At 54.7% G+C, this 23511-nt stretch carries 21 protein-coding genes and 2 tRNA genes; 19 read left to right on the top strand and 4 right to left on the bottom strand.

The annotated features are described in order from the left end of the window. Window positions 1-19 precede the first annotated feature (19 nt). The 7 genes from ACT3TY_RS06585 to nadA all read left to right on the top strand — a co-directional run bounded on the left by ACT3TY_RS06585 (window position 20) and on the right by nadA (window position 6299). Window positions 20-1780 (top strand): DEAD/DEAH box helicase, encoded by a 1761-nt coding sequence (locus tag ACT3TY_RS06585; RefSeq protein ID WP_193056856.1) that lies wholly within the window; start codon window positions 20-22, stop codon window positions 1778-1780. Between the two features lie 122 nt (window positions 1781-1902). Next, window positions 1903-2817, top strand: a complete 915-nt coding sequence (locus ACT3TY_RS06580) for a segregation and condensation protein A (RefSeq protein ID WP_441677326.1) — start codon at window positions 1903-1905, stop codon at window positions 2815-2817. After that, a complete protein-coding gene (gene scpB / locus ACT3TY_RS06575) occupies window positions 2814-3626 on the top strand; it encodes an SMC-Scp complex subunit ScpB (RefSeq protein WP_172117398.1) in 813 nt (270 codons plus the stop codon). The genes ACT3TY_RS06580 and scpB overlap by 4 nt, the downstream gene beginning before the upstream one ends. Then, window positions 3613-4479 (top strand): 23S rRNA pseudouridine(2605) synthase RluB, encoded by an 867-nt coding sequence (gene rluB / locus ACT3TY_RS06570; protein WP_172117399.1) that lies wholly within the window; start codon window positions 3613-3615, stop codon window positions 4477-4479. The genes scpB and rluB overlap by 14 nt, the downstream gene beginning before the upstream one ends. Before the next feature lie 274 nt (window positions 4480-4753). After that, window positions 4754-4829, top strand: a tRNA-Lys gene (locus ACT3TY_RS06565). Between the two features lie 55 nt (window positions 4830-4884). Further along, window positions 4885-4960: transfer RNA gene (locus ACT3TY_RS06560), tRNA-Lys, on the top strand. 307 nt (window positions 4961-5267) lie between these two features. Beyond that, window positions 5268-6299 (top strand): quinolinate synthase NadA, encoded by a 1032-nt coding sequence (gene nadA, locus ACT3TY_RS06555; protein ID WP_444621501.1) that lies wholly within the window; start codon window positions 5268-5270, stop codon window positions 6297-6299. A gap of 92 nt (window positions 6300-6391) precedes the next feature. On the opposite strand, the gene ACT3TY_RS06550 is transcribed toward nadA, so the two are convergent. Beyond that, complete coding sequence (locus tag ACT3TY_RS06550; protein WP_444627693.1) at window positions 6392-7852, bottom strand: M48 family metalloprotease; 1461 nt, start codon at window positions 7850-7852, stop codon at window positions 6392-6394. Between the two features lie 155 nt (window positions 7853-8007). On the opposite strand from ACT3TY_RS06550, the gene ACT3TY_RS06545 reads away from it, so the two are divergent. Together ACT3TY_RS06545 and ACT3TY_RS06540 are read left to right on the top strand one after the other, a co-directional pair. Next, window positions 8008-8268 carry a sulfurtransferase TusA family protein gene (locus ACT3TY_RS06545; protein ID WP_172117402.1) on the top strand — a complete coding sequence of 87 codons (261 nt, stop codon included), beginning with the start codon at window positions 8008-8010 and terminating at the stop codon, window positions 8266-8268. Then, window positions 8268-9365 (top strand): AI-2E family transporter, encoded by a 1098-nt coding sequence (locus ACT3TY_RS06540; protein WP_444627691.1) that lies wholly within the window; start codon window positions 8268-8270, stop codon window positions 9363-9365. Before ACT3TY_RS06545 ends, ACT3TY_RS06540 begins: the two co-directional genes overlap by 1 nt. A gap of 106 nt (window positions 9366-9471) precedes the next feature. On the opposite strand, the gene ACT3TY_RS06535 is transcribed toward ACT3TY_RS06540, so the two are convergent. Beyond that, on the bottom strand, window positions 9472-9948 hold the full coding sequence (locus tag ACT3TY_RS06535) for a peroxiredoxin (protein ID WP_441677241.1): 477 nt from the start codon (window positions 9946-9948) through the stop codon (window positions 9472-9474). 251 nt (window positions 9949-10199) lie between these two features. On the opposite strand from ACT3TY_RS06535, the gene dapA reads away from it, so the two are divergent. From dapA to purC, 3 genes are all read left to right on the top strand, one after another. Beyond that, window positions 10200-11084, top strand: coding sequence for a 4-hydroxy-tetrahydrodipicolinate synthase (gene dapA, locus ACT3TY_RS06530; RefSeq protein ID WP_444621503.1), 885 nt, complete (start codon window positions 10200-10202; stop codon window positions 11082-11084). Window positions 11085-11179: 95 nt separating this feature from the next. Next, the gene (gene bamC / locus ACT3TY_RS06525; protein WP_087105965.1) at window positions 11180-12163 is read left to right on the top strand and encodes an outer membrane protein assembly factor BamC; all 984 of its coding nucleotides are present in this window, start codon (window positions 11180-11182) and stop codon (window positions 12161-12163) included. 30 nt (window positions 12164-12193) lie between these two features. Next, complete coding sequence (gene purC / locus ACT3TY_RS06520; RefSeq protein ID WP_444621504.1) at window positions 12194-12910, top strand: phosphoribosylaminoimidazolesuccinocarboxamide synthase; 717 nt, start codon at window positions 12194-12196, stop codon at window positions 12908-12910. A gap of 9 nt (window positions 12911-12919) precedes the next feature. On the opposite strand, the gene tsaA is transcribed toward purC, so the two are convergent. Beyond that, a complete protein-coding gene (tsaA, locus tag ACT3TY_RS06515; RefSeq protein ID WP_444621505.1) occupies window positions 12920-13651 on the bottom strand; it encodes a tRNA (N6-threonylcarbamoyladenosine(37)-N6)-methyltransferase TrmO in 732 nt (243 codons plus the stop codon). A gap of 104 nt (window positions 13652-13755) precedes the next feature. Here tsaA and ACT3TY_RS06510 point away from each other — a divergent pair, with 104 nt between their 5' ends. After that, window positions 13756-14286 carry a GNAT family N-acetyltransferase gene (locus ACT3TY_RS06510; protein WP_087105972.1) on the top strand — a complete coding sequence of 177 codons (531 nt, stop codon included), beginning with the start codon at window positions 13756-13758 and terminating at the stop codon, window positions 14284-14286. Window positions 14287-14316: 30 nt separating this feature from the next. Here ACT3TY_RS06510 and nadC read toward each other — a convergent pair whose 3' ends face one another. Continuing rightward, window positions 14317-15171: a carboxylating nicotinate-nucleotide diphosphorylase gene (gene nadC / locus ACT3TY_RS06505; RefSeq protein ID WP_444627690.1), complete on the bottom strand. Its 855-nt coding sequence runs from the start codon at window positions 15169-15171 to the stop codon at window positions 14317-14319. Between the two features lie 107 nt (window positions 15172-15278). On the opposite strand from nadC, the gene ampD reads away from it, so the two are divergent. The 6 genes from ampD (at window position 15279) to ACT3TY_RS06475 (ending at window position 23480) form a co-directional block, all read left to right on the top strand. Next, the gene (ampD, locus tag ACT3TY_RS06500) at window positions 15279-15863 is read left to right on the top strand and encodes a 1,6-anhydro-N-acetylmuramyl-L-alanine amidase AmpD (protein WP_444627701.1); all 585 of its coding nucleotides are present in this window, start codon (window positions 15279-15281) and stop codon (window positions 15861-15863) included. 382 nt (window positions 15864-16245) lie between these two features. Then, window positions 16246-18918 carry a pyruvate dehydrogenase (acetyl-transferring), homodimeric type gene (aceE, locus tag ACT3TY_RS06495; RefSeq protein ID WP_444621507.1) on the top strand — a complete coding sequence of 891 codons (2673 nt, stop codon included), beginning with the start codon at window positions 16246-16248 and terminating at the stop codon, window positions 18916-18918. A 59-nt stretch (window positions 18919-18977) separates the two neighbouring features. Further along, entirely contained in the window at window positions 18978-21008 is a 2031-nt protein-coding gene (gene aceF / locus ACT3TY_RS06490) for a pyruvate dehydrogenase complex dihydrolipoyllysine-residue acetyltransferase (protein ID WP_444621508.1), read from the top strand. Between the two features lie 310 nt (window positions 21009-21318). After that, window positions 21319-21972: an adenylate kinase gene (adk, locus tag ACT3TY_RS06485; protein WP_172117413.1), complete on the top strand. Its 654-nt coding sequence runs from the start codon at window positions 21319-21321 to the stop codon at window positions 21970-21972. 105 nt (window positions 21973-22077) lie between these two features. After that, a complete protein-coding gene (gene tsaB, locus ACT3TY_RS06480) occupies window positions 22078-22776 on the top strand; it encodes a tRNA (adenosine(37)-N6)-threonylcarbamoyltransferase complex dimerization subunit type 1 TsaB (RefSeq protein WP_444621509.1) in 699 nt (232 codons plus the stop codon). Continuing rightward, entirely contained in the window at window positions 22773-23480 is a 708-nt protein-coding gene (locus ACT3TY_RS06475) for a class I SAM-dependent methyltransferase (RefSeq protein ID WP_441677230.1), read from the top strand. The genes tsaB and ACT3TY_RS06475 overlap by 4 nt, the downstream gene beginning before the upstream one ends. Window positions 23481-23511 lie beyond the last annotated feature (31 nt).

Raw genomic sequence — 23511 nt, 5'->3', positions numbered from 1 at the left:
TTCTGGCTGTTGGAGTTATATGCCGCCACCTGCTTTACGCCCTTACCAAACGGACGCGGTGAAACGTGTTATTACGCATTTTCGTGCGTCCAGCGAACCCGCGGTGGTGGTATTACCTACGGGAAGCGGGAAGTCGTTGGTGATTGCCGAACTGGCCCGCTTGGCGAGAGGTCGCGTATTGGTATTGGCGCATGTACGCGAGCTGGTGGAGCAGAATCACGCCAAGTACCAGGCCTATGGGCTTAAAGCCGATATTTTCAGCGCGGGTTTAAAGCGCAAGGAAGCGTCGCGCCAGGTCGTGTTTGGCTCGGTGCAGTCGGTAGTGCGTAATCTGGAGGCGTTCAATGACGAAGGCTTCACTCTGCTGGTCATTGATGAGTGCCACCGGGTGTCGCTTGATAAAGACGCAAGCTACCGCCAAGTGATTGATCACCTGCGGGCACAAAACGCGAAGTTGAAAGTGTTAGGGCTGACCGCGACGCCTTACCGGCTAGGCCAAGGGTTTATCTACCATCGTCATTACCACGGCATGGTGCGCGGCAGTGACGCAAGCTTTTTTCGTGACTGCGTGTTCGAACAGCCGCTGCGCTTGATGGTCAAGCAAGGCTATCTTGCCGAACCCAAACGCCTGGATATGGCGATTGAAGGGTATGATTTTTCCATGCTGGCGTCGGCAGAAAACGGCCATTACCGTGAAGCGGAGCTAAATCTCGTCGTGGCAGGCAATCGCGCCACCCCCATGATTATCAGTCAGATTGTTGAGCGTGCCACTGAGCGGCATGGGGTGATGATATTTGCAGCAACTGTCGCCCACGCTGAAGAGATCATGGGGTATTTGCCTGCCGACCAGGCAGCGCTGATTACCGGAGCGACCCCGTCGGTGGAGCGTACTAAGCTGATTGATGCCTTTAAGGCGCGTGAGCTTAAATACCTGGTGAATGTCTCGGTACTGACGACCGGCTTTGATGCGCCGCATGTAGATTTGATAGCGATGCTTCGGCCTACGGAGTCGGTCAGCCTTTATCAGCAGATTGCGGGCCGGGGGCTTCGACTCTCGCCAGGTAAGCAGGATTGCCTTATTTTGGATTACGCGGGCAACCCCTGGGACCTTTACGCACCAGAAGTGGGCGAGCCAAAACCGCCGGGCGACAATGAGCCGGTGCAGGTTGAATGCCCGGCCTGCGGCCACGCTAATCTGTTTTGGGGCAAGCGCGACGGCGAACTGGTCATTGAGCATTTTGGGCGCCGCTGCCAAGGGCTGCTTGAAGATGATAAAGGCAAGCGCCACCAGTGTGATTTTCGCTTTCGCTTCAAGGTGTGCGATAACTGTGGCGCTGAGAATGATATTGCGGCGCGTCGCTGCCACGGCTGCGAACAGCTGCTGGTGGATGCTGATGACAAGCTTAAAGATGCACTCAAATTAAAAGATGCCCGAGTATTACGGGTAAGTGGCATGCAATTGGACGCAACCCTTAATGGCCGTGGTCTGCCGCGTCTGAAAGTGACCTATTACGATGAGGATGGCACAACACTCTCTGAGTGGTTTGCTTTGGAAACCCCCGCCCAGCGCCGCGCCTTTTATGCCGCCTTTTTGCGTCGGCATTTGCGCGCTCCGGGTACGCCCTGGCAACCCCTCAAGCCAGAGGACGTTATTAGCGAGCAGCGCCGCTTGCGCTATCCGGATTTTGTGGTCGGGCGCAAGGTGGGCCGACATTTCCAGATTCGCGACAAGCTCTTCGACTACGAAGGACGCTATCGTAAAGCTGCCGAAGCAGGCTAACGCACCGTGCGCCAGGCGCAACGTCAGGTGCTGACTTTGTTACACTGCCTTCTAATGCCCACTGACCAAGAGATACCGACTGAGTGAGCGACACACAAAACGCCACCGCTGATCCTGAACGCATGGCTACGTTGGCACAAGAGCCAATCGTCGAGGTGCTTGGGCGGCTGTTCGATGAGCCCATTACTCAACTGCCGGAGGATTTGTATATTCCTCCCGAGGCGCTGCGCGTTTTTTTGGAAACCTTTGAAGGACCGCTGGATCTCTTGCTTTACCTTATTCGTCGGCAAAATTTAGACATCTTGACGATCAACGTGGCCGCGATTACCCACCAGTACATTGAGTACGTAGAGCTGATGCAGGCGATGGAGATCGAGCTTGCCGGTGAGTACTTGCTGATGGCCGCGATGTTGGCGGAAATTAAATCGCGCTCGCTACTGCCTCGGCCGCCCAAAGCGGAGGGCGAAGGTGAAGAGGACCCCCGGGCAGAGCTGATTCGTCGCCTGCAAGAGTATGAGCGTTTAAAAGCCGCTGCTGAAACGCTGGATACATTGCCTCGCGTAGGGCGTGATTGGTTTAGCGTACAGGCTGGTTTACCCCCGCTTGAGTCGCGGGTGATTCACCCGGATGTAGAACTGGACGAACTGCTGAGTGCTCTTTCCGATATCCTTAAACGTGCCGAATTAACGCAGTCCCATCAGATTAGCCGTGAGGTACTGTCTACCCGTGAGCGTATGCTCAAGATCATGGAGCAGCTCAGCGAAGACAGCGCACACCAACGCTACACACCTTTTGAAGCCCTGTTTACCATGGAAGAGGGGCGGGCAGGCGTGGTCGTCACCTTTATGGCTATTTTGGAGCTAGCGAAAGAGGCAATGATCGAAATTGTCCAGAACGCACCACTTTCTCCTATCCATGTACGGGCGCGCAGCGGCGCGATAGTGGATGAAGAAGCCGCTTTTGAAACGCTTGCTGTTGAGGAAGCAGACGGCGCCTTTGAAGAGCCTGCCTTTGAGCCTGATGAGGAGGCACCATGAAGGACACCACCTTAGACAACATTATAGAAGCCGCGCTGCTCGCCGCAGGCGAACCGTTGGATGTCGAGCGGCTCGAAACGTTATTTATCGACGATGAGTGCCCGCCGAGACGAGAGTTGCGTGACGCATTAGCGCGCCTTGCTCTGCGCCATAAAGAGGGCGCGTTAGAGTTAGTGGAAACCGCATCAGGGTTTCAACTGCGTATTCAGCCACGCCTTGCGCATTGGGTGTCACGCCTCTGGGACGAACGCCCCCAGCGCTATTCGCGTGCGCTGCTTGAAACGCTGTCGTTGATTGCCTATCGGCAGCCCGTTACCCGTGGTGATATCGAAGAAGTACGCGGGGTCAGCGTGAGCAGTTCGATCATGCGCACCTTAATGGAGCGTGGATGGGTTCGTGTTGTTGGCCACCGCGATGTGCCCGGGCGGCCAGCCGTCTACGCCACTACACGAAGCTTTCTGGACGATTTTGGCCTGAAAACACTGGATGCACTTCCCCCCATGCATGAATTGGTTAATTGGGAGGAAAGAGAAGAGGCTGAGTTACCGGTTTCACAAGAGGCTCTCCTTGAAGAGGAGAGTGAGGAATCAAGGCCCAAAGAAACACTGGACGAAGCGCCAGAAAGCGTGCAGGATGCGCCACCCAAGACGGCTGAGAGAGCCGACGACCACGCCGAGACGGCGTTAACCCAGCCGCTAAGTTTTGCTGATTTAGAAGCTCGACTTGCGGCACGTGCGCAGCGCCCACATGATGACAGCGCACGCACGCAGACCAATGATATGAGGTCAGACGATCATGACTCAGAGTAACCACACCCCTCCCGTTAGTGAAAAACTCCAGAAAGTGCTTGCACGAGCGGGACTGGGTTCGCGGCGCGAAATGGAAACCGCTATTTCTGATGGCCGAGTAAAGGTCAACAGCCAGGTCGCCAAGCTGGGTGACCGCGTTGAAATGCGCGATAAAGTAAGTTTCGATGACCGCCCCGTTACACTGCGACCCGAGAACGAAGCGCCGCGTCGCGTCATCATGTACAACAAGCCAGAAGGCGAGCTGTGCACGCGTAAAGACCCGGAAGGCCGTCGTACCGTATTTGAGCGTTTGCCACGGCTAAAAGGCGAGCGCTGGATTGCCATTGGCCGACTGGATATCAATACCAGCGGTCTGCTGCTTTTCACGACCGATGGCGAGCTTGCCAACCGGTTAATGCACCCCTCAACCCAGGTTGAGCGTGAATACGCCGTGCGCGTAATGGGTGAAGTAAAGCGCGAACACATCGTAGCGATGGTGGATGGCGTTATGCTGGAAGATGGCCCTGCGCGCTTTACCGATGTGCAAGAGTTTGGTGGTGAAGGTATCAACACCTGGTTCCACGTCGTCATTCTTGAGGGACGTAACCGCGAGGTGCGCCGCCTGTGGGAGTCTCAAGAGCTTACGGTTAGCCGTCTGAAGCGTGTACGTTACGGCAACATATTTATTGATAAGCGTGCTAAAGCGGGAGAGTGGATCGAGCTTTCGCAAGACGAAGTCGATGATCTCGCCACGATCGCTAACCTTGAAACACGTAAGGTGCCTGAGCTGACGCCGGACGAGAAGAACCGTTGGAGTCGCGACAAAAATAAGCGTCGTCCGGTACAAACAATGCGCAAGCCTAAACGCCGCTGATTTTACACCTGCCCGAATCAGGGGGGCGGTTCGCACTGGCCAGCCATCAATCGCTTGATGGCTGGCTTTTAACTATCTGGGCACCTTAAAACGATCGTTGCTGTACCGGGCATGATCGTGGCGGAAGAGGCTCGCATGGGCCATAAAACCCGCTTTAATTAGACTGCGGGATCAAACGGCTAGCTTGGCTAACTCTGTGGGTGCAGTGCGGGAGAAAGTTAAAAACTTCTTGCCATGGCTGATCATGGTCTGTACTATATGCATCCGTTCGAAGGGGTCGTTAGCTCAGTTGGTAGAGCAGTTGACTTTTAATCAATTGGTCGTAGGTTCGAATCCTACACGACCCACCATCGAACAGCACGTAATTAGACATACCGCTATGTCAGCACGGTAAGCAAAAAATTTGGGTCGTTAGCTCAGTTGGTAGAGCAGTTGACTTTTAATCAATTGGTCGTAGGTTCGAATCCTACACGACCCACCAAATTCAACGCCCTTGGTAGCTTGCTGCCAGGGGCGTTTTGCTGTGTGCCTGATGCGTACAGCCGCGCAATATACCACTTGCAGAAGACAACAATTTGCCACCACAATGGCTTCATGCAATGTGATTAAGCAACGTTCATTAGAGAAAGCTGTTAAGAGAAAACAGCTTAGAGAAATAGTTAGTAGCGCAGTAGGTCACCGCGAGAGACGCAGCGGCCTGTTGCAATCGCGAGCGGCATGTGTGGATGACACAGGTCGCGACTAGTGTTTAACAGGGGGATTCCCTGTTCGTCACAGTGGTAGACACGATGACTATTATGACTTCTCAAGCTGAGCTTGATGCTCCGCTCCCTAGCCCGTATTGCCCTACTCGTATTCCCGCAGAAGACCAGGCGCGTGTCGAAGAGATAAAGCAACTGCTGCACACGCACAATGCCGTCCTGGTCGCACACTACTACACCGATGACGCTATCCAGCAGTTAGCGGAAGAAACCGGTGGCTGCGTGGCAGACTCCCTTGAAATGGCGCGCTTTGGCGCTCGGCATGATGCTACTACGTTGATTGTGGCAGGTGTGCGTTTTATGGGGGAAACAGCCAAAATACTTTCGCCTGAAAAACGCGTATTGATGCCCACGCTGGAGGCAACCTGTTCGCTGGATATTGGCTGCCCGGTAGATGCGTTCAGCGCCTTTTGCGATGCGAACCCTGACCGTACCGTGGTGGTGTATGCCAATACGTCGGCTGCTGTCAAAGCGCGTGCTGACTGGGTAGTGACGTCATCCATTGCCGTTGACGTGATTGAGCACCTGCAGGCAAAAGGTGAAAAAATCCTTTGGGCACCGGATAAGCATCTGGGGGGATATATCCAGAAAAAAACCGGCGCTGATATGCTGATGTGGGACGGCGCCTGTATTGTGCATGAAGAGTTCAAGGCGAAAGGTATTGAGGACTTAAAACGCCTTTATCCTGATGCGGCGGTGCTGGTGCATCCTGAATCGCCGGACTCGGTGGTCAACATGGCGGATGTGGCGGGGTCGACGTCCCAGTTAATCAAGGCCGCTCAAACACTGCCCAATAACCAGCTTATCGTGGCAACAGATCGCGGCATTTTCTTTAAGATGCAGCAAGCGGTGCCGGGCAAGACATTGTTTGAAGCACCGACAGCCGGTAATGGCGCTACCTGCCGAAGCTGCGCACACTGCCCGTGGATGGCCATGAATGCACTGGATAATCTGGCGGATGCGCTGCGCTACGGCAGTGGGGAAATTCATGTTGATGAGTCGCTACGCCAGAAAGCGCTAAAGCCGCTTGAGCGTATGCTGAATTTCAACGCTAAATAGAACAGCTTCACGCTGTGATCAGTCCATCAGGCTCCTGGCCCTTCGCAGGCCAAGAGCTTTATGCATGTCATTCATTTCAAAGCGTTACGTCGTTAAAAGTCATCCAGCGCTTTACGGTATTCAATAAAGGCTTCTCGGCGCTGTTCAATACGTGCAAGCGCTTGCTGGTCGTTCTCTTGCTCGGCCGCGTTGCGAGCCAGTGAGAGTTGCTGAATGCCTCGGTCGACTCGCCCTGTCAGCTGTAAATGCTCGGCGCGCGCCAAATGCCCCCAACCGTTGTGCCCGCTTCGCCCAGCGGCTTCAGCTAGCAGGTTAAAGCCAGGAGGGTATTCAGGGTTTTGCGCTGTTATGTTACGTAGGAGCTGATAAGCGGCTTCTGGGTCTCGCTGCAGTTGTGCCTCTGCCAAAATCAGTTGGGCGGGCAGATAAGACGGCATCAGCCTCAAAAGGCGCTGGCTTCGGGTAATGGCTTCATCATAGCGTTGGGCCTCCAGCGCGACGCTTGCCGCAGATGCAGGCAGCATGCCGTAATCCGGTAGCTCAGCGGCCAGTTGATCGAGCATTTGTAAGGCTTGATCCGTTTGACCATTACGCGCAGTCATTAATGCCTCTAGATAGCGTCGTGCCGGCTCTTCTGCGTCATCCTGGGCAAGGCGGGAAGCGGCTTGTTGCGGGGAGTTTTGGTAAATGCTCAATAGGGCGCGAGCGCGCATCATGTCGTAAAGCGTATTGCTGGTATAGGTGCTGGCCACACTGAGCTGCGAGGCACGCCCTTGTGCATCGCTTAAGCGGCTATCTGAAACTGGGTGGGTCAATAGAAACTCAGGCGGGTTGCCGCCTTGTAGTCGCGCCAAGCGTTGCATGGCAGAAAACATGCGGACCATGGCATGAGGGTCGTAGCCAGCATCGGCCATCGCCTGTAAGCCGATACGGTCAGCCTCTTGCTCAAAACGTCTTGAGTAGCTGAGCTGGTCCTGGATTAGGGCGGCCTGTGAGCCCATGGCGGCGGCAAGGCCCGCTTCGCCACCTCCGCTGGCCGCTACCAGCATGCCCGCTAGCATGGCTGCCATGGCAGGAAGTTGTGTCTGTTCTGCTCGCGCGCTACCTCGGGCGTAGTGACGCTGTGATAAGTGGCCAAGCTCATGAGCAATCACCGAGACAAAAGCACCTTCATCTTCAGCAAAGGCAAAAAGCCCGGAATTGATTCCCACCACGCCACCGGGAACGGCAAAGGCATTGAGTGATCGGTTATCGACCATCACCATCGTCGTTTGCAGGTCTCCCAATTGGCTGTATGGCAGCAGGCGCGCCACAAGGCTTTCCAGGTAATCGCTTACGATAGGGTCTTGCCATTGAGGCGCCTGGGCCCGGAACTGACGTAGCCATGCTCGGCCCAAACGGAACTCTTCACTGCTGGCTGATGACGAGGGACCGCCAAGCGTGGGCAGATGATAGTCATTAAGTGCGTAGCTTGGCGGGCTTGAGACGCTAATGCTGCAAGCAACAATTAGCGCGCAGAGCCCGCGGGGATAAGCAGTCCGTATGTGCGGCATGGCATCCTCATTGATAAGGGTAAAGCGCAGCGGTTACCGCTGTGACATTGATTGATGCTGTAAAGTGCCGTTAAATCAAGTGAACAGTGATCATCGCAACGTAAACAGTTTATGCAACAATGGCGAGATCATGCAGGCATTTTTAGGGAGCAGGTATGTCTGAATCATTCGTACGTTTTCATCCAGACGTGGTGCTTGATGCGTGTGGGCTGCCGTGTCCGATGCCGTTACTCAAGACTAAACAGGCGTTAGCCGGTTTGGCGGCTGGGCAGTTGCTTGAAGTGCGTGCCACTGATGCAGGCTCATGGCGCGATATAGCGTCGTTTACTGATCAAGGCAATCATGAGATGGCGGCGCGAGAGCAGCATGAAGGCACGTACTTTTTTTGGATACGTAAGGCGGGAGACGCACACTAATGACCATGCGTACTATTCTTAAAAGCTGGGTTGAACGCTATTTTTCTGATGAAGAAGCGCTCGTCTTATTGCTGGTGTTGGTGGCTGGCTTTACGGCCATTATCTTGTTTGGCCACATGCTGGCGCCGTTTTTTACCGCGCTGGTTCTGGCTTTTCTGCTGCAAGGGGTGGTGAGCGCTTTAACGCGAAGAGGGATACCTCATCTTTTAGCCGTTACTCTTATTTTTCTAGCCTTTATCAGTGCTTTGTTAACCCTTGCGTTCATTTTAATGCCGCTGATTTGGAATCAGCTGGTCGGGTTTGTACATGAAACGCCGCGCATGTTTGCCAGCGGCCAGGGGTGGTTGGATGAGATGCAGGCGCGCTACCCAAACCTGGTTACGCCTGATCAAATGCAGAGCTGGATCGGTGTAGCAAGCCGTGAAATTAGCCAGCTAGGCCAGCGTGCGCTGACGCTCTCCTTGGCCTCTTTGGGTAATGTCATGTCGCTGATTATTTACCTCGTCCTTGTGCCCATTCTGGTCTTCTTTATGCTGAAGGACCGCGAGGCGCTGGTTGGGTTCGCGGTTTCGCTGTTGCCACAAAAACGTGCGCTGTTAACGCGCATCTGGCAGGAAATGGATCATCAGATTGCGAACTATATTCGGGGCAAGTTCATCGAAATCATCATTGTGGGTACGGTAGCGTTTGGCACCTTTACCTTTTTTGGCTTGCCGTATACAGCGCTGCTGGCCGTTCTGGTGGGCTTTTCGGTGCTGGTGCCTTTTATCGGCGCTGCGGTGGCTACACTGCCGGTCATGGCGGTAGCAGGTTTTCATTTTGGATTAAGCGATCAGTTTATTTATGTGCTGGTTGCCTATGGCGTGATTCAGGCACTGGATGGAAACGTTCTGTCGCCAGTGCTGTTTTCTGAAACCAATAATATTCATCCCGTTTCCATTATTGTCGCGGTGCTTTTCTTTGGCGGTATTTGGGGCTTCTGGGGCGTGTTTTTCGCCATTCCGTTGGCCACACTGCTAAAAGCGTTGGTCTACGCTTGGCCGAGGGGTGTTCGTGAGCAGAATGGGGAAGAGGGTATTATCCAGGCGGAGTCATAAGACCGCACGGCCGCTGCCCGAGGGTTAACAATGCCCTTGGTTTAACACGCTGAGTCTTTTGAAAAGTTAACGCCCGCTTGGTGATGACACCGGGCGGGCGTTTTTATTAACGACTCGCGTGTAGTGCTTCCGCGGCAGCCAGCACTTCCTCTACGTGGCCTGGCACTTTAACGCCACGCCATTCGTTGGCAAGGTTGCCTGCTGTATCTATTAAGAAAGTACTGCGCTCAATGCCCAGATGCTCCTTGCCGTACATTTTTTTCAGTTTGATAACATCAAATATCGTACAGACGGTTTCATCCTTGTCGGAAATGAGCGGGAAGTTAAAATCCTGCTTGGCTTTAAAATTTTCCTGGGCACGCAAACCGTCCCGAGACACTCCTAAAATAACCGTATTGGCGTTATCGAACGCTTTTTTATGGTCGCGGAAATCGCCGCCTTCGGTGGTGCAGCCGGGTGTGCTGGCCTTGGGATAAAAATAGATAACGACCTGTTTGCCACGTAGTTCCGACAGTGTGATTGTCGTATCGCCCGTCGCACTTGCAGAAAAATCGGGGACAGGTTGGCCTAATTCGATATGCATGCAGACTCCTAATCGTTGACGACTTATAGGGTGATTACACGCAACCTGAGGCAGCATGTCAAAGGCATGATAGGTGTGCATCACAAACTCACAGCGGTTTGCGCTGTACAGGCTCGAATCGCCTGAGTACCATTTACCCTCTGTAGGCCCAAACGGGCAGTCGCCATGATGCGTAAAAGAGTGGTTCGGCGCCTTGTCTGGATGTCCATGTTGGGCTTGGTCTCATAATTTTGTAGATGAGGAATAAACGGATGATCACAGGCAGCATCGTCGCCCTGGCGACGCCGATGAAAGTCAATGGCGACATCGACTGGGAGGCGCTTCGTCGTCTGGTGAACTTCCACCTTGATAACGGAACAGACGGCATCGTTGCCGCAGGCACCACTGGCGAGCCCACGACCATGACGTTTGCAGAGCACTTTGACGTGATCCGCAGTGTGGTGGAGGAGGTCAATGGACGCATTCCGGTGATCGCCGGTACGGGCGCCAATGCGACGTCTGAAGCCGTTGAGCTTGCTCGGTACGCCAGTGAAGTGGGGGCTGATTACTGTTTGTCCGTTTGCCCCTATTATAATAAGCCGACTCAGGAAGGCTTGTACCAGCACTTTAAGGCGGTGGCAGAAGGCAGCAAACTACCGGTTATCATGTATAACGTGCCGGGGCGTACCTGCTCTGACCTGTACAATGAAACGGTTGTACGCTTGGCAGGCGTTGATAACATCGTCGGTTTGAAAGATGCCACTGGAAACCTTGAACGCGCAGAAGATCTAATTTCGCGCTTAAAGGGCAGTGACTTTATGCTGTATTCCGGTGATGACGCGACGGCCTGCGAGTTTATGCTGATGGGTGGGCATGGGGATATTTCGGTGACAGCGAACGTTGCCCCTAAGGCAATGCATGAGCTATGTGCGGCCGCTGTCGCTGGCGATGCAGATAAAGCGCATCAAATTAATACCCGTTTAATGCCGTTGCATACTAATCTGGGCATCGAATCCAATCCTATACCGGTAAAATGGGCGCTTAACCGGATGGGGTATATGGATGCAGGTATTCGTTTGCCATTGACATGGTTATCCGAGAAGTACCACGCCACTGTTAGTGAAGCGCTGCAACTGGCGGACGTGATTGAGGAGTAATGCTCTTTCATTACACCCAGCGCGATACCCTTTGTTACCGGGAGCACAGTGATGTGCTGTCGGTTAACTGATTTGTTGACTGTTAAGGTGGCTTGATGAGCTTTGTGCTTGAAAAACGTGCGCTTAAATGGATACCGCTGGCACTCGTAACGGCTGTCGCTCTGGCAGGTTGCGCGCGCGATGGTTATTACCACGACCGTAACCTGGATTACACGGAAGCCGCTCCGGCGCCCCCTCTGGTGCTGCCAGAGACCCGCAATGCTCAGCGCTATCAGGATGCACTGCCCGTTCCTCAAGCAGCCATGCAGGGTGCCCGCATCGAAGAAGCTGCGGAAATACGCGCTCCTCAGTCGCTGTCGATTGGCAGTGGCCTAGAGCCCGAATACGTGGAGCGCCGGGAGGCAGGCAGCCAAAGTTGGCTAGTGGTGGCAGCCGATACGGGCGCCGTCTGGCCGCAGCTGGAATCCTTTGCGCGTAGCCGTCAACTAGGTGTGGAGCAAAGCGATGCGTCGCAGGGCGTTATCGTAACGTCGCAGGCCGATTTACGTCTGCAAAGTGCCATGCGTTCTGGCAGCAGTGAAGTGCGCTGTGAACGTGGTGGACAGACCATGACGAGCTGCCTCGATGCGTTGGAAGAGTTCCTGGGGGCGCGTAGTGCGTCACAGAGCGTGGCTTCCTCCTGGAATGCCCAGCGCTTGAATACCCAGCAAACGCTACAGCTCCGTCAGCAGGGTGATGAGTGGGAGGCTGTCATTCCCCAGCCGCTTGATCGTGTTTGGGCTGAACTCAATCACTATCTCGCGTTGGATTTCACCCTGCAAGGTCAGCGTAATCTGCTAGCTACCAACCCGGAGCGTCATGAATTCCTGGTGGAATACATGACCGAGACTGAACGCGGTCGCAACCCGCTGCAAATTGTATTTAGTGCCGATGTGCGCAAGATGCCCCAGGAAATACGTATTGTTCTGCAGCCCGATGGCAATCAGACCATTTTACGCGCGGTGAATGCCAGTGAGCGTGAGTTTAATGCCGATGACCAGCGTGAGCTGTTAGAACGTGTTGCTGGCTATTTACGTTAATCTGTTTATTTGATCCCTTTCGGAGCTGTCATGGAAAAGCGCCAAGAACTTTATGCCGGTAAGGCAAAATCTGTATATCACACCGATGATCCGGATCTGCTGGTGCTGCAGTTTCGTGATGACACCAGCGCTTTTGATGGTAAGAAGAAAGAAGCGCTGGCCCGTAAAGGGATGGTCAATAACATCTTCAACGCGTTTATTATGGAGCGTTTGCAAGAGGCCGGTATCCCTACGCATTTTGAAAAACAACTCTCTGATACCGAGAGCCTTGTTAAAAAAATGCAGATGATTCCGGTCGAGTGCGTGGTACGCAACATCGCTGCGGGTGGGCTGGTAAAACGCCTGGGCGTTGAAGAAGGTGTTGCACTTATGCCGCCTACCTTTGAGCTGTTCTTGAAGAACGACGAAAAAGGCGACCCGATGATCAACGAGTCGTTGGCAGAAACCTTTGGTTGGGCAACGCCCGAGCAGCTGGGCAAGATGAAAACGCTGACCTTCAAGGTTAACCACGTATTAAAGCAACTGTTTGCCGAAGGCGACATGCTGCTGGTGGACTACAAGCTTGAGTTCGGCGTATTCAAGGGCGAAGTGGTATTGGGCGATGAATTCTCACCGGACGGCTGTCGTTTGTGGGATGCCAATACCCGAGAGAAGCTGGATAAAGACCGCTTCCGCCAAGGCCTGGGCGGCGTGATCGAAGCCTACGAAGAAGTAGGCCGACGCTTGGGAATCACCTTTCCTGCCTGATCGCCCGTACTAGTCAGTCATGATGTCGATAGCCACCACCTCTAACGTGGTGGCTTCGTCGTTGTGTAGGGCTCGAAACTTCACATCGACATCGCGCAGCCTAACGCCGTAGACACGCCCAGACTCCTCGCTTTGCTTGTAAGCGGGGCGTGGGTCTTGTCCAAGCACTTGTTCGATCAATGCATGCAAGCTTGCGCTATCAACGCGGCGTGCCAACGTATCCAGTGCATCGTGGCTGAACGTGACGGGCAGCAACGCGGGGGCTTGCGGCGCAAAACCGGCGACAGCTTCAGGGCGTGCTTCGGCCCAGGGCAGGTAGGGCTTGATATCGACCACCGGGGTGCCGCTCACTAAATCGCAGCCTTCGAGTCTTAAACGAACCCCTTGGTGTGTGTCGATACCGGTAAGCGTTACCAGCGAGAGGCCCAGCCGATTAGGTCGATGGGTACTGCGGCTGGCAAATACGCCTACCTTGCGGTTGCCCCCAAGCCGTGGTGGGCGTACTAATGGCGTCCAACGCTCTGGGCTTTGGTGAAAAATAAATGACACCCAAAGATGGCTAAAATCCTCCAACCCACGCACCGTTAATGGGTCGTTATAGGGTGCCGTTAGCACGAGAGAGGCGTTGGCCGCCTGCGCTAGGCCTGGTTGGCGGGGTATGCCAAATTTGTCCGGGTAGTCGCTAACAACGTAACCGATAGGCGTCAGCGTAAAGGACGCATTGTCAGGGGCATTGTGCATGCTACTGCCTTATGCTGAGATAGGCGGCCAAGTATAAGTCAGCCTGACGTTATACGCCGAATGTTTGCTTGATCCCCATTTCGATAACTGCTTAGAGGTGATGCATGCCAACGACCGAGGAGCTTTCTGCGCCAAAAGCCCCGGCGGCCAGGGTGACCTACCGCGCCGCTCTAGCGCGCGACGCCGCCGACCAGGCCGAAGTGTTTTACCATGCGGTCATGCAAGGCGCAGCCAGCCACTATGAGCTGAGCCAGAGGCGCGCCTGGGCCAATGCGCTGCCCCGAGAAGCCAGCGCCTGGGCGGTTCGCCACGCGCTTTACACCACACTGGTGGCGGTGTGCGACGGCCGCTGTGTCGGCTTCCTTGAGCTTGATGCTAAGGAAGGGCGTATCGAAACGCTGTATGTGTGGCCTTCGCTGACCGGGCGTGGCATTGGCACCACACTGTTGATTCATGCTGAGCGTATGCTGTTGGAGCAGGGAGTTGATCGCATAGAGATTGAAGCGAGCCTGATGCTTTATGACCGCCTGCTGCGCCGAGGCTGGGAAAACCTGGGCGAGCAGTGGGTTGAACGAAGCGGTGAGTCACTTCAGCGCTATCGGATGGAAAAGCGCTTGAGCGCGATTGAAACCTGAGCCTGAGACTAAATCTGAAGCTGAGCCTGGCTATACGCTATAGCTGCGGGTAATTCGCATGGAAAGATCAATTGATTGGATATCTTTGGTCAGCGCGCCGCTGGAAATACAGTCGATCCCCGTATCGGCAATCGCTTTGAGTGTAGCCGCATCGACATTGCCTGAGGCCTCAAGCGTGGCGCGCCCGCCGTTCAGTTCGACTGCTACGTACAAATCTTCAAGTGCGAAATTATCCAGCATGATGATGTCAGCTCCGGCCGCCAATGCCTGGTCAAGCTCTTCAAAGGTCTCCACTTCCACCTCTACCAGCACATCCCTGGCAAGTGCCCTTGCCTGACTCACCGCGGCCTTGATGCCGCCGCATGCCGAAATGTGGTTCTCCTTGATTAAGAATGCATCCCAAAGACCTATTCGATGATTGTGGCCTCCGCCGCACGTAACGGCGTATTTCTGCGCCAAACGCAGGCCGGGAAGCGTTTTGCGGGTATCGAGCAGGCGAACGCCGGTACCCTCAATCAAGTTGACGTAGCGGCGCGTTGTGGTTGCCGTGGCAGACAGCGTTTGTAACATGTTGAGCGCCGCGCGCTCCCCGGTTAACAAACTACGTGCCGGGCCTTCCAGTTCCAAAAAGCCTTGGCCTTCATCCAGCAAGTCACCGTCAGCGGCTAGCCAGCGAAGCGTGACGCGCGCATCCAACTGCTGAAAAATTTCATCGACCCACGCAGTCCCACACAGCACCGCAGACTCACGGGTAATCACCGTCGCCGTTGCCCACTGGTCCTCGGGAATTAGCTGGGCAGTAATATCGCCTGAGCCTATATCTTCGTTAAGCAGGCGAGTCACGCAGGTGCTGATCTCTTCAGCTAGCGCATTTTGGTTATTCATGGCGGTGAGCTCTCTGGGCATGATCAAATGAGACCGGCATTATAGTAAAAGAGGGCCGCTAATGAGAGCAGTGAAAAGAGCGCGACGTAAAGGAGACTTTGTGGGTGATTAATGACCAGACACACGACGGCTGGTGGGGCAGGGCGCGCAGGGTTGACTCGCCCAATTATGATGCGCGACCTACTGATGACGTATCGTTATTGGTACTGCATGCGATCAGCTTACCTCCTGGGCAATTTAGTGGTGATGCGATAGAGGCGCTGTTCACTAATCAACTGGCAATGGACCAGCACCCCTTTTTTGCCGAGATTGCCCATTTGCGCGTTTCAGCGCATCTGCTTATCCGGCGTGATGGTGAGTGCGTGCAGTTCGTGAATACGGATCAGCGCGCTTGGCACGCTGGGCGTTCACGCTGGTGGGATGGCCACGCCATGCAGTGGCGGCAGACGTTGAATGACTTTTCACTGGGCATTGAGTTGGAAGGTGATGACATAACGCCCTTTACCAAGGCTCAGTACCACGCACTGGCAGAAGTCACTCAGTGGTTAATGATTCGTTACCCAGCGCTTGATGCGTCACGAATGACGGGCCATGCGCATATCGCGCCGCTGCGTAAAACGGACCCAGGGCCCGCCTTTGATTGGGCCTACTTTTACCAGTGTTTGGCGAAAACCCACCTTGATACGCTTTAAAAAGAGCGATTAAGTTGTTCAACGACAAGAAAATAAAACGGTAGTTTAGCTACACTGCCTACGCATAAAGAGTAATAGGAAGCACTGTCGAAGCGTCTATGTTGCAGTGCAATAGTTTGTTTTCGATACGCTTTTCCACTACTCCGGAATTGGCAGCGTGGCGACTTTGCGGTATCTTCCTACATACAAAAGGCTAACTTTTACGACATTTATGTAGCTTTACTACATTCAGTGGTCTGTAGCTCGTTGAATATAGAGCTAAAAAAACATTAGCGTTACCGCGCAAATGCTTTTCTGCGGTGGCCATCAATCACCGCAGCTGCCCCAAACCCGTACGGGTTGGCGGGGCTCATGTCATTTATCGTCATTCGGAGAGACCTCTATGAGTCTGGAGACAAGAGAAGATCTCGATCCGGTCGAAACCACGGAGTGGCTGGAATCCCTGGAATCGGTGCTGGATCGTGAGGGCGAAGATCGCGCCCGTTACCTGATGACCCGCCTGGCGGATCGATTGCGCCGGGATGGGATGAAGGTGCCCTTCTCGGTGACAACCCCGCACCGCAACACGATTCCGCTGCATCGTGAAGCGCGGATGCCTGGTGATCTGTTCATGGAGCGGCGCATTCGCTCCTTGATTCGCTACAACGCGATCGCCCAGGTCATTCGTAATAACCGGGCCAACCCCGGGCTTGGCGGCCACATTGCCAGCTTTATGTCATCGGCAACCCTTTATGATGTGGGCTTTAACCACTTCTTCCGTGCGCCTAAAGATGACTTCGCTGGCGACCTGATCTACATCCAGGGTCACGTAGCGCCGGGCATTTACGCACGCTCCTTCCTGGAAGGTCGTCTGTCTGAAGATCAGATGGATAGATTCCGTCAGGAAGTAGATGGCGATGGCTTGTCATCGTATCCGCACCCTTGGCTGATGCCGGATTACTGGCAGTTCCCGACCGTCTCCATGGGCCTTGGCCCAATCCAGGCGATCTACCAGGCCCACGTGATGAAGTACCTGCATCATCGTGAAATGAAAGACATGTACGATCGCAAGATCTGGTGTTTCATGGGCGATGGCGAGTGTGATGAGCCGGAATCCTTGGGTGCCATCTCACTGGCAGGTCGTGAGAACCTGGATAACCTGATCTTCGTTATCAACTGTAACTTGCAGCGTCTGGACGGCCCTGTACGCGGTAACTCTCGCGTTATGGACGAGTTTGAAGGCGTTTTCCGCGGTGCCGGTTGGAACGTAATTAAAGTCGTTTGGGGTCGTCACTGGGATCCGTTGTTTGAGAAGGATAGTAAAGGCGTCCTTCAAAAACGTATGGATGAAGCGGTCGACGGTGAGTACCAGAACTACAAGGCTAACGGCGGCTCTTACACCCGTGAGCACTTCTTTGGTAAGTATCCTGAAACCGAAGAAATGGTTAAAGATCTTTCCGATGATGATATCTGGAAGCTCAATCGCGGTGGCCACGACCCGTTCAAGGTCTATGCGGCCTACCATGAAGCCGTTAACTCCACTAACGGTAAGCCGACGGTTATTCTGGCGCATACGGTAAAAGGTTACGGTATGGGTAGCGGCGATGGCGAAGCAGCCAACGAAGCGCACCAGGTGAAAAGCATGGAGTACGAAGCACTGCGGACCTTCCGCGACCGCTTCGGTATTCCGCTTTCCGATGAGCAGCTCAAGGAAGTGCCTTACTACAAGCCGGAAGATGATTCGCCCGAGCTTAAGTATATGCACTTGCAACGCGAGCGTTTAAACGGCTACCTGCCGAGCCGCAAAAGTGATTTTGAAGCGTTGGAAATCCCCACGCTTGAAGACAAAACCTTCGCCACGCAAATGGTCGGTTCAAAAGGTCGTGAAGTATCGACCACCATGTCCTTTGTGCGCGTGCTCAATGGCTTGGTTAAAGACAAGAAGCTTGGCAAGCTGGTCGTTCCGATTATCCCTGATGAAGCGCGTACCTTCGGTATGGAAGGTATGTTCCGTCAGCTCGGCATTTATACCGCCGAAGGCCAGAAGTATGAGCCGATGGATAAAGGCCAAATCATGTACTACCGCGAGGACCAGAAAGGTCAGGTTCTCGAAGAAGGTATTACGGAAGCCGGCGCGATGTCCGCGTGGATGGCGGCTGCCACGTCTTACAGCAATAACCACCTGACGCTGTTGCCGTTCTACATCTACTACTCGATGTTTGGCTTCCAGCGCATTGGCGACTTGGCTTGGGCCGCAGGTGACCTGCAGGCACGTGGCTTTATGGTCGGTGGTACCGCCGGGCGTACGACGCTTAATGGCGAAGGTTTGCAGCACCAGGATGGCCACAGCTTAATCCAGGCGTCGACCATTCCTAACTGCCGTAGCTACGACCCCACGTACGGTCACGAAGTCGCTGTCATCGTTCAGGATGGTTTGAAGCGCATGTTCACTGATAAAGAGAACTGCTTCTACTATCTGACCGTGATGAACGAGAACTATGAGCATCCGGAGCTTGAAAACGTACCGGTCGACGATATCGTCAAAGGCATGTACCTGCTGCGTGAGACGAAGGGCGACAAGGGCCGCGTTCAGCTGATGGGGTCTGGCACCATTCTGCGTGAAGTGGAAGCCGCCGCTGAGCTGCTCGAACAAGACTGGGGTGTTGGCGCTGATATCTGGAGCGTGACCAGCTTTAACGAACTGCGTCGTGAAGCGCTGCTGCTTGAGCGTGAATCCTTCCTGAATCCGGACGCTGAGGCCAATAAGCCGCACGTGACGAAATGTCTGGAAGGCCGTGACGGTCCGGTCATTGCTTCGACGGACTACATGAAGCTCTATGCGGATCAGGTCCGTGCATGGGTACCAGGCGACTATACTGTTCTGGGTACCGATGGCTATGGTCGTTCGGACACGCGTAAGAAGCTGCGTTACTTCTTCGAGGTGGATCGTTACTTCGTTGTTGTAGCGGCCCTGCGAGCACTGGCTGAGCGTGGCGAGATTGAACGTAAGCAGGTTGGCGAAGCCATGAACAAATATGGCATCGACGCTAACAAGCCGAACCCGCTGACCAGCTAAACCGCTGCCCGGCGGGTTAAGTACCCGCCGGCTCGATCCGATTTGAAAGGAGCGCGACCTTGAGTAGCGAAATCATCAAAGTGCCCGACATCGGCGGTAGCGAAGGTGTCGAAATCATCGAGATCGCGGTGTCGGAAGGCGACGTCATTGCAGCGGAAGACACCCTGATCACGCTGGAGTCTGATAAAGCCAGCATGGATATCCCGGCCCCGAAGGGCGGTAAAGTCGTTAAAGTGCTGGTTAAAGAAGGCGATACCGTTTCCGAAGGTGACGATATCGTTGAGCTGGAAGCGGAAGGCGGCGGCGATGCCGAGGAAGAGGACGACAAGCAAGCGTCCGAACCTGAGCAGAAAGAAGCCCCTGCGGCCGAAGAGAAGCCCAAGGCCGAGCAGAAAAGCGCCAGGAAATCCGGTGGCGGTAAGCAAACCGTGGATATCAAGGTGCCGGACCTAGGCGGCTCTGACAACGTTGAGATCATCGAAGTTGCGGTGAGTGAAGGCGATAGTATCGATGCTGAAGATACGCTGATCACCCTGGAGTCTGATAAAGCCTCCATGGATGTGCCGAGCCCGCATACCGGCAAAATTGTCGCGTTTACCGTTAAAGAAGGCGACACGGTTTCTGAAGGCGATGTTATCGGCCAGATGGAAATCGAAGGTGAAGGTAGCGACGAGGCCGACGATGAAGCGCCTGCTGAGGAAGAGGCGAGCGCCTCCAGCAGCGAGCCTGAAGATACCCGCAGCGACGACAGCGAAGACGACGCGGCCAGCGGCGAGCCAGAGCGCAAGGAGATCCGCGTTCCGGATATTTCCGGCTCTACCGACGTACCGATTATTGAAATCGGTGTGGCAGTAGGCGATGAGATCAGCGAAGAAGATCCGTTGATCACGCTGGAGTCTGATAAAGCCTCCATGGATGTTCCCAGCCCCTATAAAGGCAAGCTCCTTGAGCTGACCGTTAAAGAGGGTGATACCGTTTCTGAAGGCGATATTATTGGTTATATGGAAGTAGCGGGCGCGAAGAAAGCCGCTTCCAAGCCAGCGCCGAAGAAGGAGACTGCTCAGAAAACCGCTGAGAAGAGCACTGCCAAGCAGAGCGCATCAACCGTAGGCGGTACGCCCAGCCCTGAAGCGCAAATGGCCGCGCACAAGCCGCGTGATGGCAAGTTGGTACACGCAGGCCCAGCCGTGCGTATGCTGGCCCGCGAGTTTGGCGTCGACATTGGCCTGGTTAAGCCCAGCGGCCCCAAAGAGCGCGTGCTCAAAGAGGACGTTCAGGCCTATGTGAAGCAGGTCATTGCGAACCAGGGCAAGGCGCAAGCATCGGGCGGAGCAGCTGCCGCCACGGGTGGCGCCGGTATTCCGCCGATTCCGGAAGTCGACTTCAGCCAGTTCGGTGAAGTAGAAGAGAAGCCGATGGGTCGCCTGTTGAAAATGGGTGCGACCAACCTGCATCGTAGCTGGCTCAACGTGCCCCACGTGACCCAGTTTGACGAAGCGGATATCACCGAGCTTGAGAACTTCCGTAAGTCGATGAAAGCCGAAGCCGAAGCGCAGGGTGCCAAGTTAACCCCGCTGCCCTTCCTGGTGAAAGCGTGTGCTTTTGCGCTGCGTAAGTTCCCGCAGTTTAACGTCAGCTTAAAAGGCGACGGCGAAACGCTGGTATGGAAGAACTACGTTCATATCGGTATTGCTGTTGATACCCCTGATGGCTTGATGGTGCCGGTACTGCGTGATGCCGATAAGAAGTCCTTGATCGAGATTGCCAAGGATATGGCAGAGCTGGGTAAAAAGGCACAAACCAAGAAGCTCAAGCGGGAAGAGATGACCGGTGGCTGTTTCACTATTTCGAGCCTGGGTTCGATTGGTGGCACGGCGTTTACGCCGATCGTGAATGCGCCTGAGGTAGCTATTTTGGGTGTTTCCAAAGCCCAAATGAAGCCGGTTTGGGATGGCGGTGCCTTCCAACCGCGCTTGATGATGCCGCTGTCGCTTTCCTATGATCACCGGGCAATTAACGGTGCGGATGCTGCGCGTTTCACGGCATTCCTGGCGGATGTGTTGACCGATATTCGCCGCTTGTTGCTGTAATCAGGTTATCGGCATGATGTGGATTGTCGTGGCGCCGTTTGATGCGGTATCACGGCAATTCACGCAGCAGTATATGAGAAAATAGCTGCAAATTAGGTTTAGTCAACGGCGCCCAGTGATGGGCGCCGTTTGCGTTTAGCACTTCAAACGAGGCGGCCGGTGCGCCTGGCGTGCATCACTTGGCTGTTTTATTTAAAAAAATCTTACAAAAATACCCTTCTCAGGCTTTTGGGGAGTTGTGCCGCATGAGTGGCCCGGTTATTGTCGGTTAATTCATTTTATTGCGTTTTACTTTCAAGGAGCAGTGGCCATGCGTTTAATCCTGTTGGGTGCCCCCGGCGCGGGGAAAGGGACTCAAGCTCAATATATTTGCGAGCAGTTCAAGATTCCTCAGATTTCCACCGGGGATATGCTACGCGCGGCAATCAAAGACGGCACCGAGCTGGGGCTAAAAGTTAAAGAGATAATGAACAGTGGTGGCCTGGTGTCCGATCAGATCATTATTGACTTGGTGAAAGAGCGTATCAGCCAGCCAGATTGCGAGAACGGGTTCCTGTTTGACGGGTTCCCGCGGACCATCCCTCAGGCCGATGCCATGAAAGAGGGGGGCGTGAAGATTGACCACGTGCTTGAGATCGCTGTCCCGGATGAAGAAATTGTCAACCGCTTGGCGGGTCGCCGCGTTCACCCGGCGTCCGGGCGTGTTTACCACGTCGATCATAATCCGCCTAAAGAGCCTGGCAAAGACGATGTAACGGGCGAGCAGCTTATTCAGCGTGAAGATGACCAGGAATCAACCGTGCGTAACCGCTTGTCGGTTTATCACGATCAAACGGCACCGCTGGTGGATTACTACCAGCAGTGGGCAAACAAGGACGCTGAAGCAGCGCCCCAGTACCACCGTGTTGAAGGCGTAGGCAGCGTTGCCGATATTACGCGCCAGGTAAAAGAAGCCCTTGGCTGATTAAACGATGCTCGCTAAGCCGATGGCCCGCCAAGCGCGGGCCATCGTCGTATGGGCGCACTAAAGGTATAATGTTCGACTACTTATCACGAGTGCGGAATTGCTATGTCGTTACACCTTCTTGCGCTAGATGCCTCATCCAGCGCCTGCTCGGTAGCACTGCTACGTCAGAACGGCGCTGACCGCGAATGTCTAGCGCGCTACGAGATGACGCCGCGTGCGCATACTCGGCGGTTAATGCCGATGGTGGACGAGCTGTTAGCGCAAGCGCAGATTACACCGGCGGCGCTCGACGCCATTGCCTTTGGACAAGGGCCGGGCTCATTTACCGGGCTGAGAATCGCTACCGGAACGGCACAAGGCCTGGCCTTTGGTTTGGACCGCCCATTACTCGGCGTCTCAACGCTCAAAGCGTTGGCTCTCCAGGCCCATCGGCGCTTTCACTTTCGCTATATCGTCACTGCTCTGGATGCGCGTATGGGCGAGATCTACGCGGCCACATGGCACTGTTTGAACGATAGCGTGAGTCTGGAGCAAGCTGAAGCCGTGTTGGCCCCAGAAGCGTTTTCACTACCTGAAGATGAAACTGACTGGGTCGGCGTAGGCTCAGGTTTTACGCTTTGGGAGCGCTTTGCAGCCACGGTGCAAGTGAGCATGAGCCAGCACCTGGTTGATATGGAGCCTCGCGCTGAAGAAATGGCCTGGTTGGGTGCCGATGATTTAGCAGCAGGGTTAGGTCAGCCGGCGCATCTGGCTCAGCCGGTGTATTTGCGCAATAACGTTGCCTGGAAAAAGCCGGCATGAGCCTGCCTGAAAAGGCCGTACTCCCAGAAGGATTGGCGCTTACGTATTGCGAGGGACGTTTAGTGCTGGCAGGGGATGAAAAACGCTATGGTAAACCGCTAAGCGTTGATTTTGCTGCAGGTAAAGCAGCCCATCGGCGTCAGTTTGGCGGTGGGCGAGGCCAACTGGTTGCCAAGGCGTGCGGGCTTGCTAAAGGCGTGACGCCAAGCGTTGTCGATGCGACGGCAGGGCTTGGGCGGGATGCCTTTGTACTGGCCGCACTGGGCGCTCATGTGCTGCTGGTTGAGCGTGTCGGCGCGATTGCCGCGCTGTTGGAAGACGGCCTGCTGAGAGCCGCTAAAGCGCATGATATCGCTGATATCATCGCTCGCATGACCTTGCGCCATGGCGACGCGGCTCAGTCGCTTGAAGCGTTGGTTACCGAGGCCGCGTTTGATCCACAGGTCGTGCACCTGGACCCGATGTTTCCGCATCGGGAAAAGTCAGCGCTGGTCAAAAAAGAGATGCGCCTGTTTCGCGAACTGGCGGGCGATGACGATGATGCGCCGCGTTTGTTGGAAGCCGCTCTGGAGGTAGCGACACACCGGGTGGTGGTAAAACGTCCCCGTAAAGCCCCTCCGATTGCAGGCCCCGCGCCTCAGCATGTGTTGGAGGGAAAGACCAGCCGCTATGATCTCTATGTTAAGCAGTCGCTTCATCGTTGAGTCGATACCCATTACGCATTAACGAGGTATT

Source organism: Halomonas sp. AOP22-C1-8 (assembly GCF_052378905.1).
Taxonomy (GTDB): domain Bacteria; phylum Pseudomonadota; class Gammaproteobacteria; order Pseudomonadales; family Halomonadaceae; genus Vreelandella; species Vreelandella citrativorans.
The sequence above is the reverse complement of the archived record's forward strand: the minus strand, read 5'-3'. Positions and strand labels throughout refer to the sequence as shown.

Excerpts from the sequence above, each read along its gene's own strand:
- purC (WP_444621504.1), top strand. The coding sequence starts at position 12,194 with ATGGAAAAGCGCCAAGAACTTTATGCCGGTAAGGCAAAATCTGTATAT.
- nadC (WP_444627690.1), bottom strand. The coding sequence starts at position 15,171 with ATGAATAACCAAAATGCGCTAGCTGAAGAGATCAGCACCTGCGTGACT.
- bamC (WP_087105965.1), top strand. The coding sequence starts at position 11,180 with ATGAGCTTTGTGCTTGAAAAACGTGCGCTTAAATGGATACCGCTGGCA.
- ACT3TY_RS06475 (WP_441677230.1), top strand. The coding sequence starts at position 22,773 with ATGAGCCTGCCTGAAAAGGCCGTACTCCCAGAAGGATTGGCGCTTACG.
- ACT3TY_RS06510 (WP_087105972.1), top strand. The coding sequence starts at position 13,756 with ATGCCAACGACCGAGGAGCTTTCTGCGCCAAAAGCCCCGGCGGCCAGG.
- adk (WP_172117413.1), top strand. The coding sequence starts at position 21,319 with ATGCGTTTAATCCTGTTGGGTGCCCCCGGCGCGGGGAAAGGGACTCAA.
- nadA (WP_444621501.1), top strand. The coding sequence starts at position 5,268 with ATGACTATTATGACTTCTCAAGCTGAGCTTGATGCTCCGCTCCCTAGC.
- dapA (WP_444621503.1), top strand. The coding sequence starts at position 10,200 with ATGATCACAGGCAGCATCGTCGCCCTGGCGACGCCGATGAAAGTCAAT.
- ACT3TY_RS06545 (WP_172117402.1), top strand. The coding sequence starts at position 8,008 with ATGTCTGAATCATTCGTACGTTTTCATCCAGACGTGGTGCTTGATGCG.
- ACT3TY_RS06540 (WP_444627691.1), top strand. The coding sequence starts at position 8,268 with ATGACCATGCGTACTATTCTTAAAAGCTGGGTTGAACGCTATTTTTCT.
- aceE (WP_444621507.1), top strand. The coding sequence starts at position 16,246 with ATGAGTCTGGAGACAAGAGAAGATCTCGATCCGGTCGAAACCACGGAG.
- rluB (WP_172117399.1), top strand. The coding sequence starts at position 3,613 with ATGACTCAGAGTAACCACACCCCTCCCGTTAGTGAAAAACTCCAGAAA.
- scpB (WP_172117398.1), top strand. The coding sequence starts at position 2,814 with ATGAAGGACACCACCTTAGACAACATTATAGAAGCCGCGCTGCTCGCC.
- ACT3TY_RS06585 (WP_193056856.1), top strand. The coding sequence starts at position 20 with ATGCCGCCACCTGCTTTACGCCCTTACCAAACGGACGCGGTGAAACGT.
- ACT3TY_RS06580 (WP_441677326.1), top strand. The coding sequence starts at position 1,903 with ATGGCTACGTTGGCACAAGAGCCAATCGTCGAGGTGCTTGGGCGGCTG.
- tsaA (WP_444621505.1), bottom strand. The coding sequence starts at position 13,651 with ATGCACAATGCCCCTGACAATGCGTCCTTTACGCTGACGCCTATCGGT.
- tsaB (WP_444621509.1), top strand. The coding sequence starts at position 22,078 with ATGTCGTTACACCTTCTTGCGCTAGATGCCTCATCCAGCGCCTGCTCG.
- ACT3TY_RS06535 (WP_441677241.1), bottom strand. The coding sequence starts at position 9,948 with ATGCATATCGAATTAGGCCAACCTGTCCCCGATTTTTCTGCAAGTGCG.
- ACT3TY_RS06550 (WP_444627693.1), bottom strand. The coding sequence starts at position 7,852 with ATGCCGCACATACGGACTGCTTATCCCCGCGGGCTCTGCGCGCTAATT.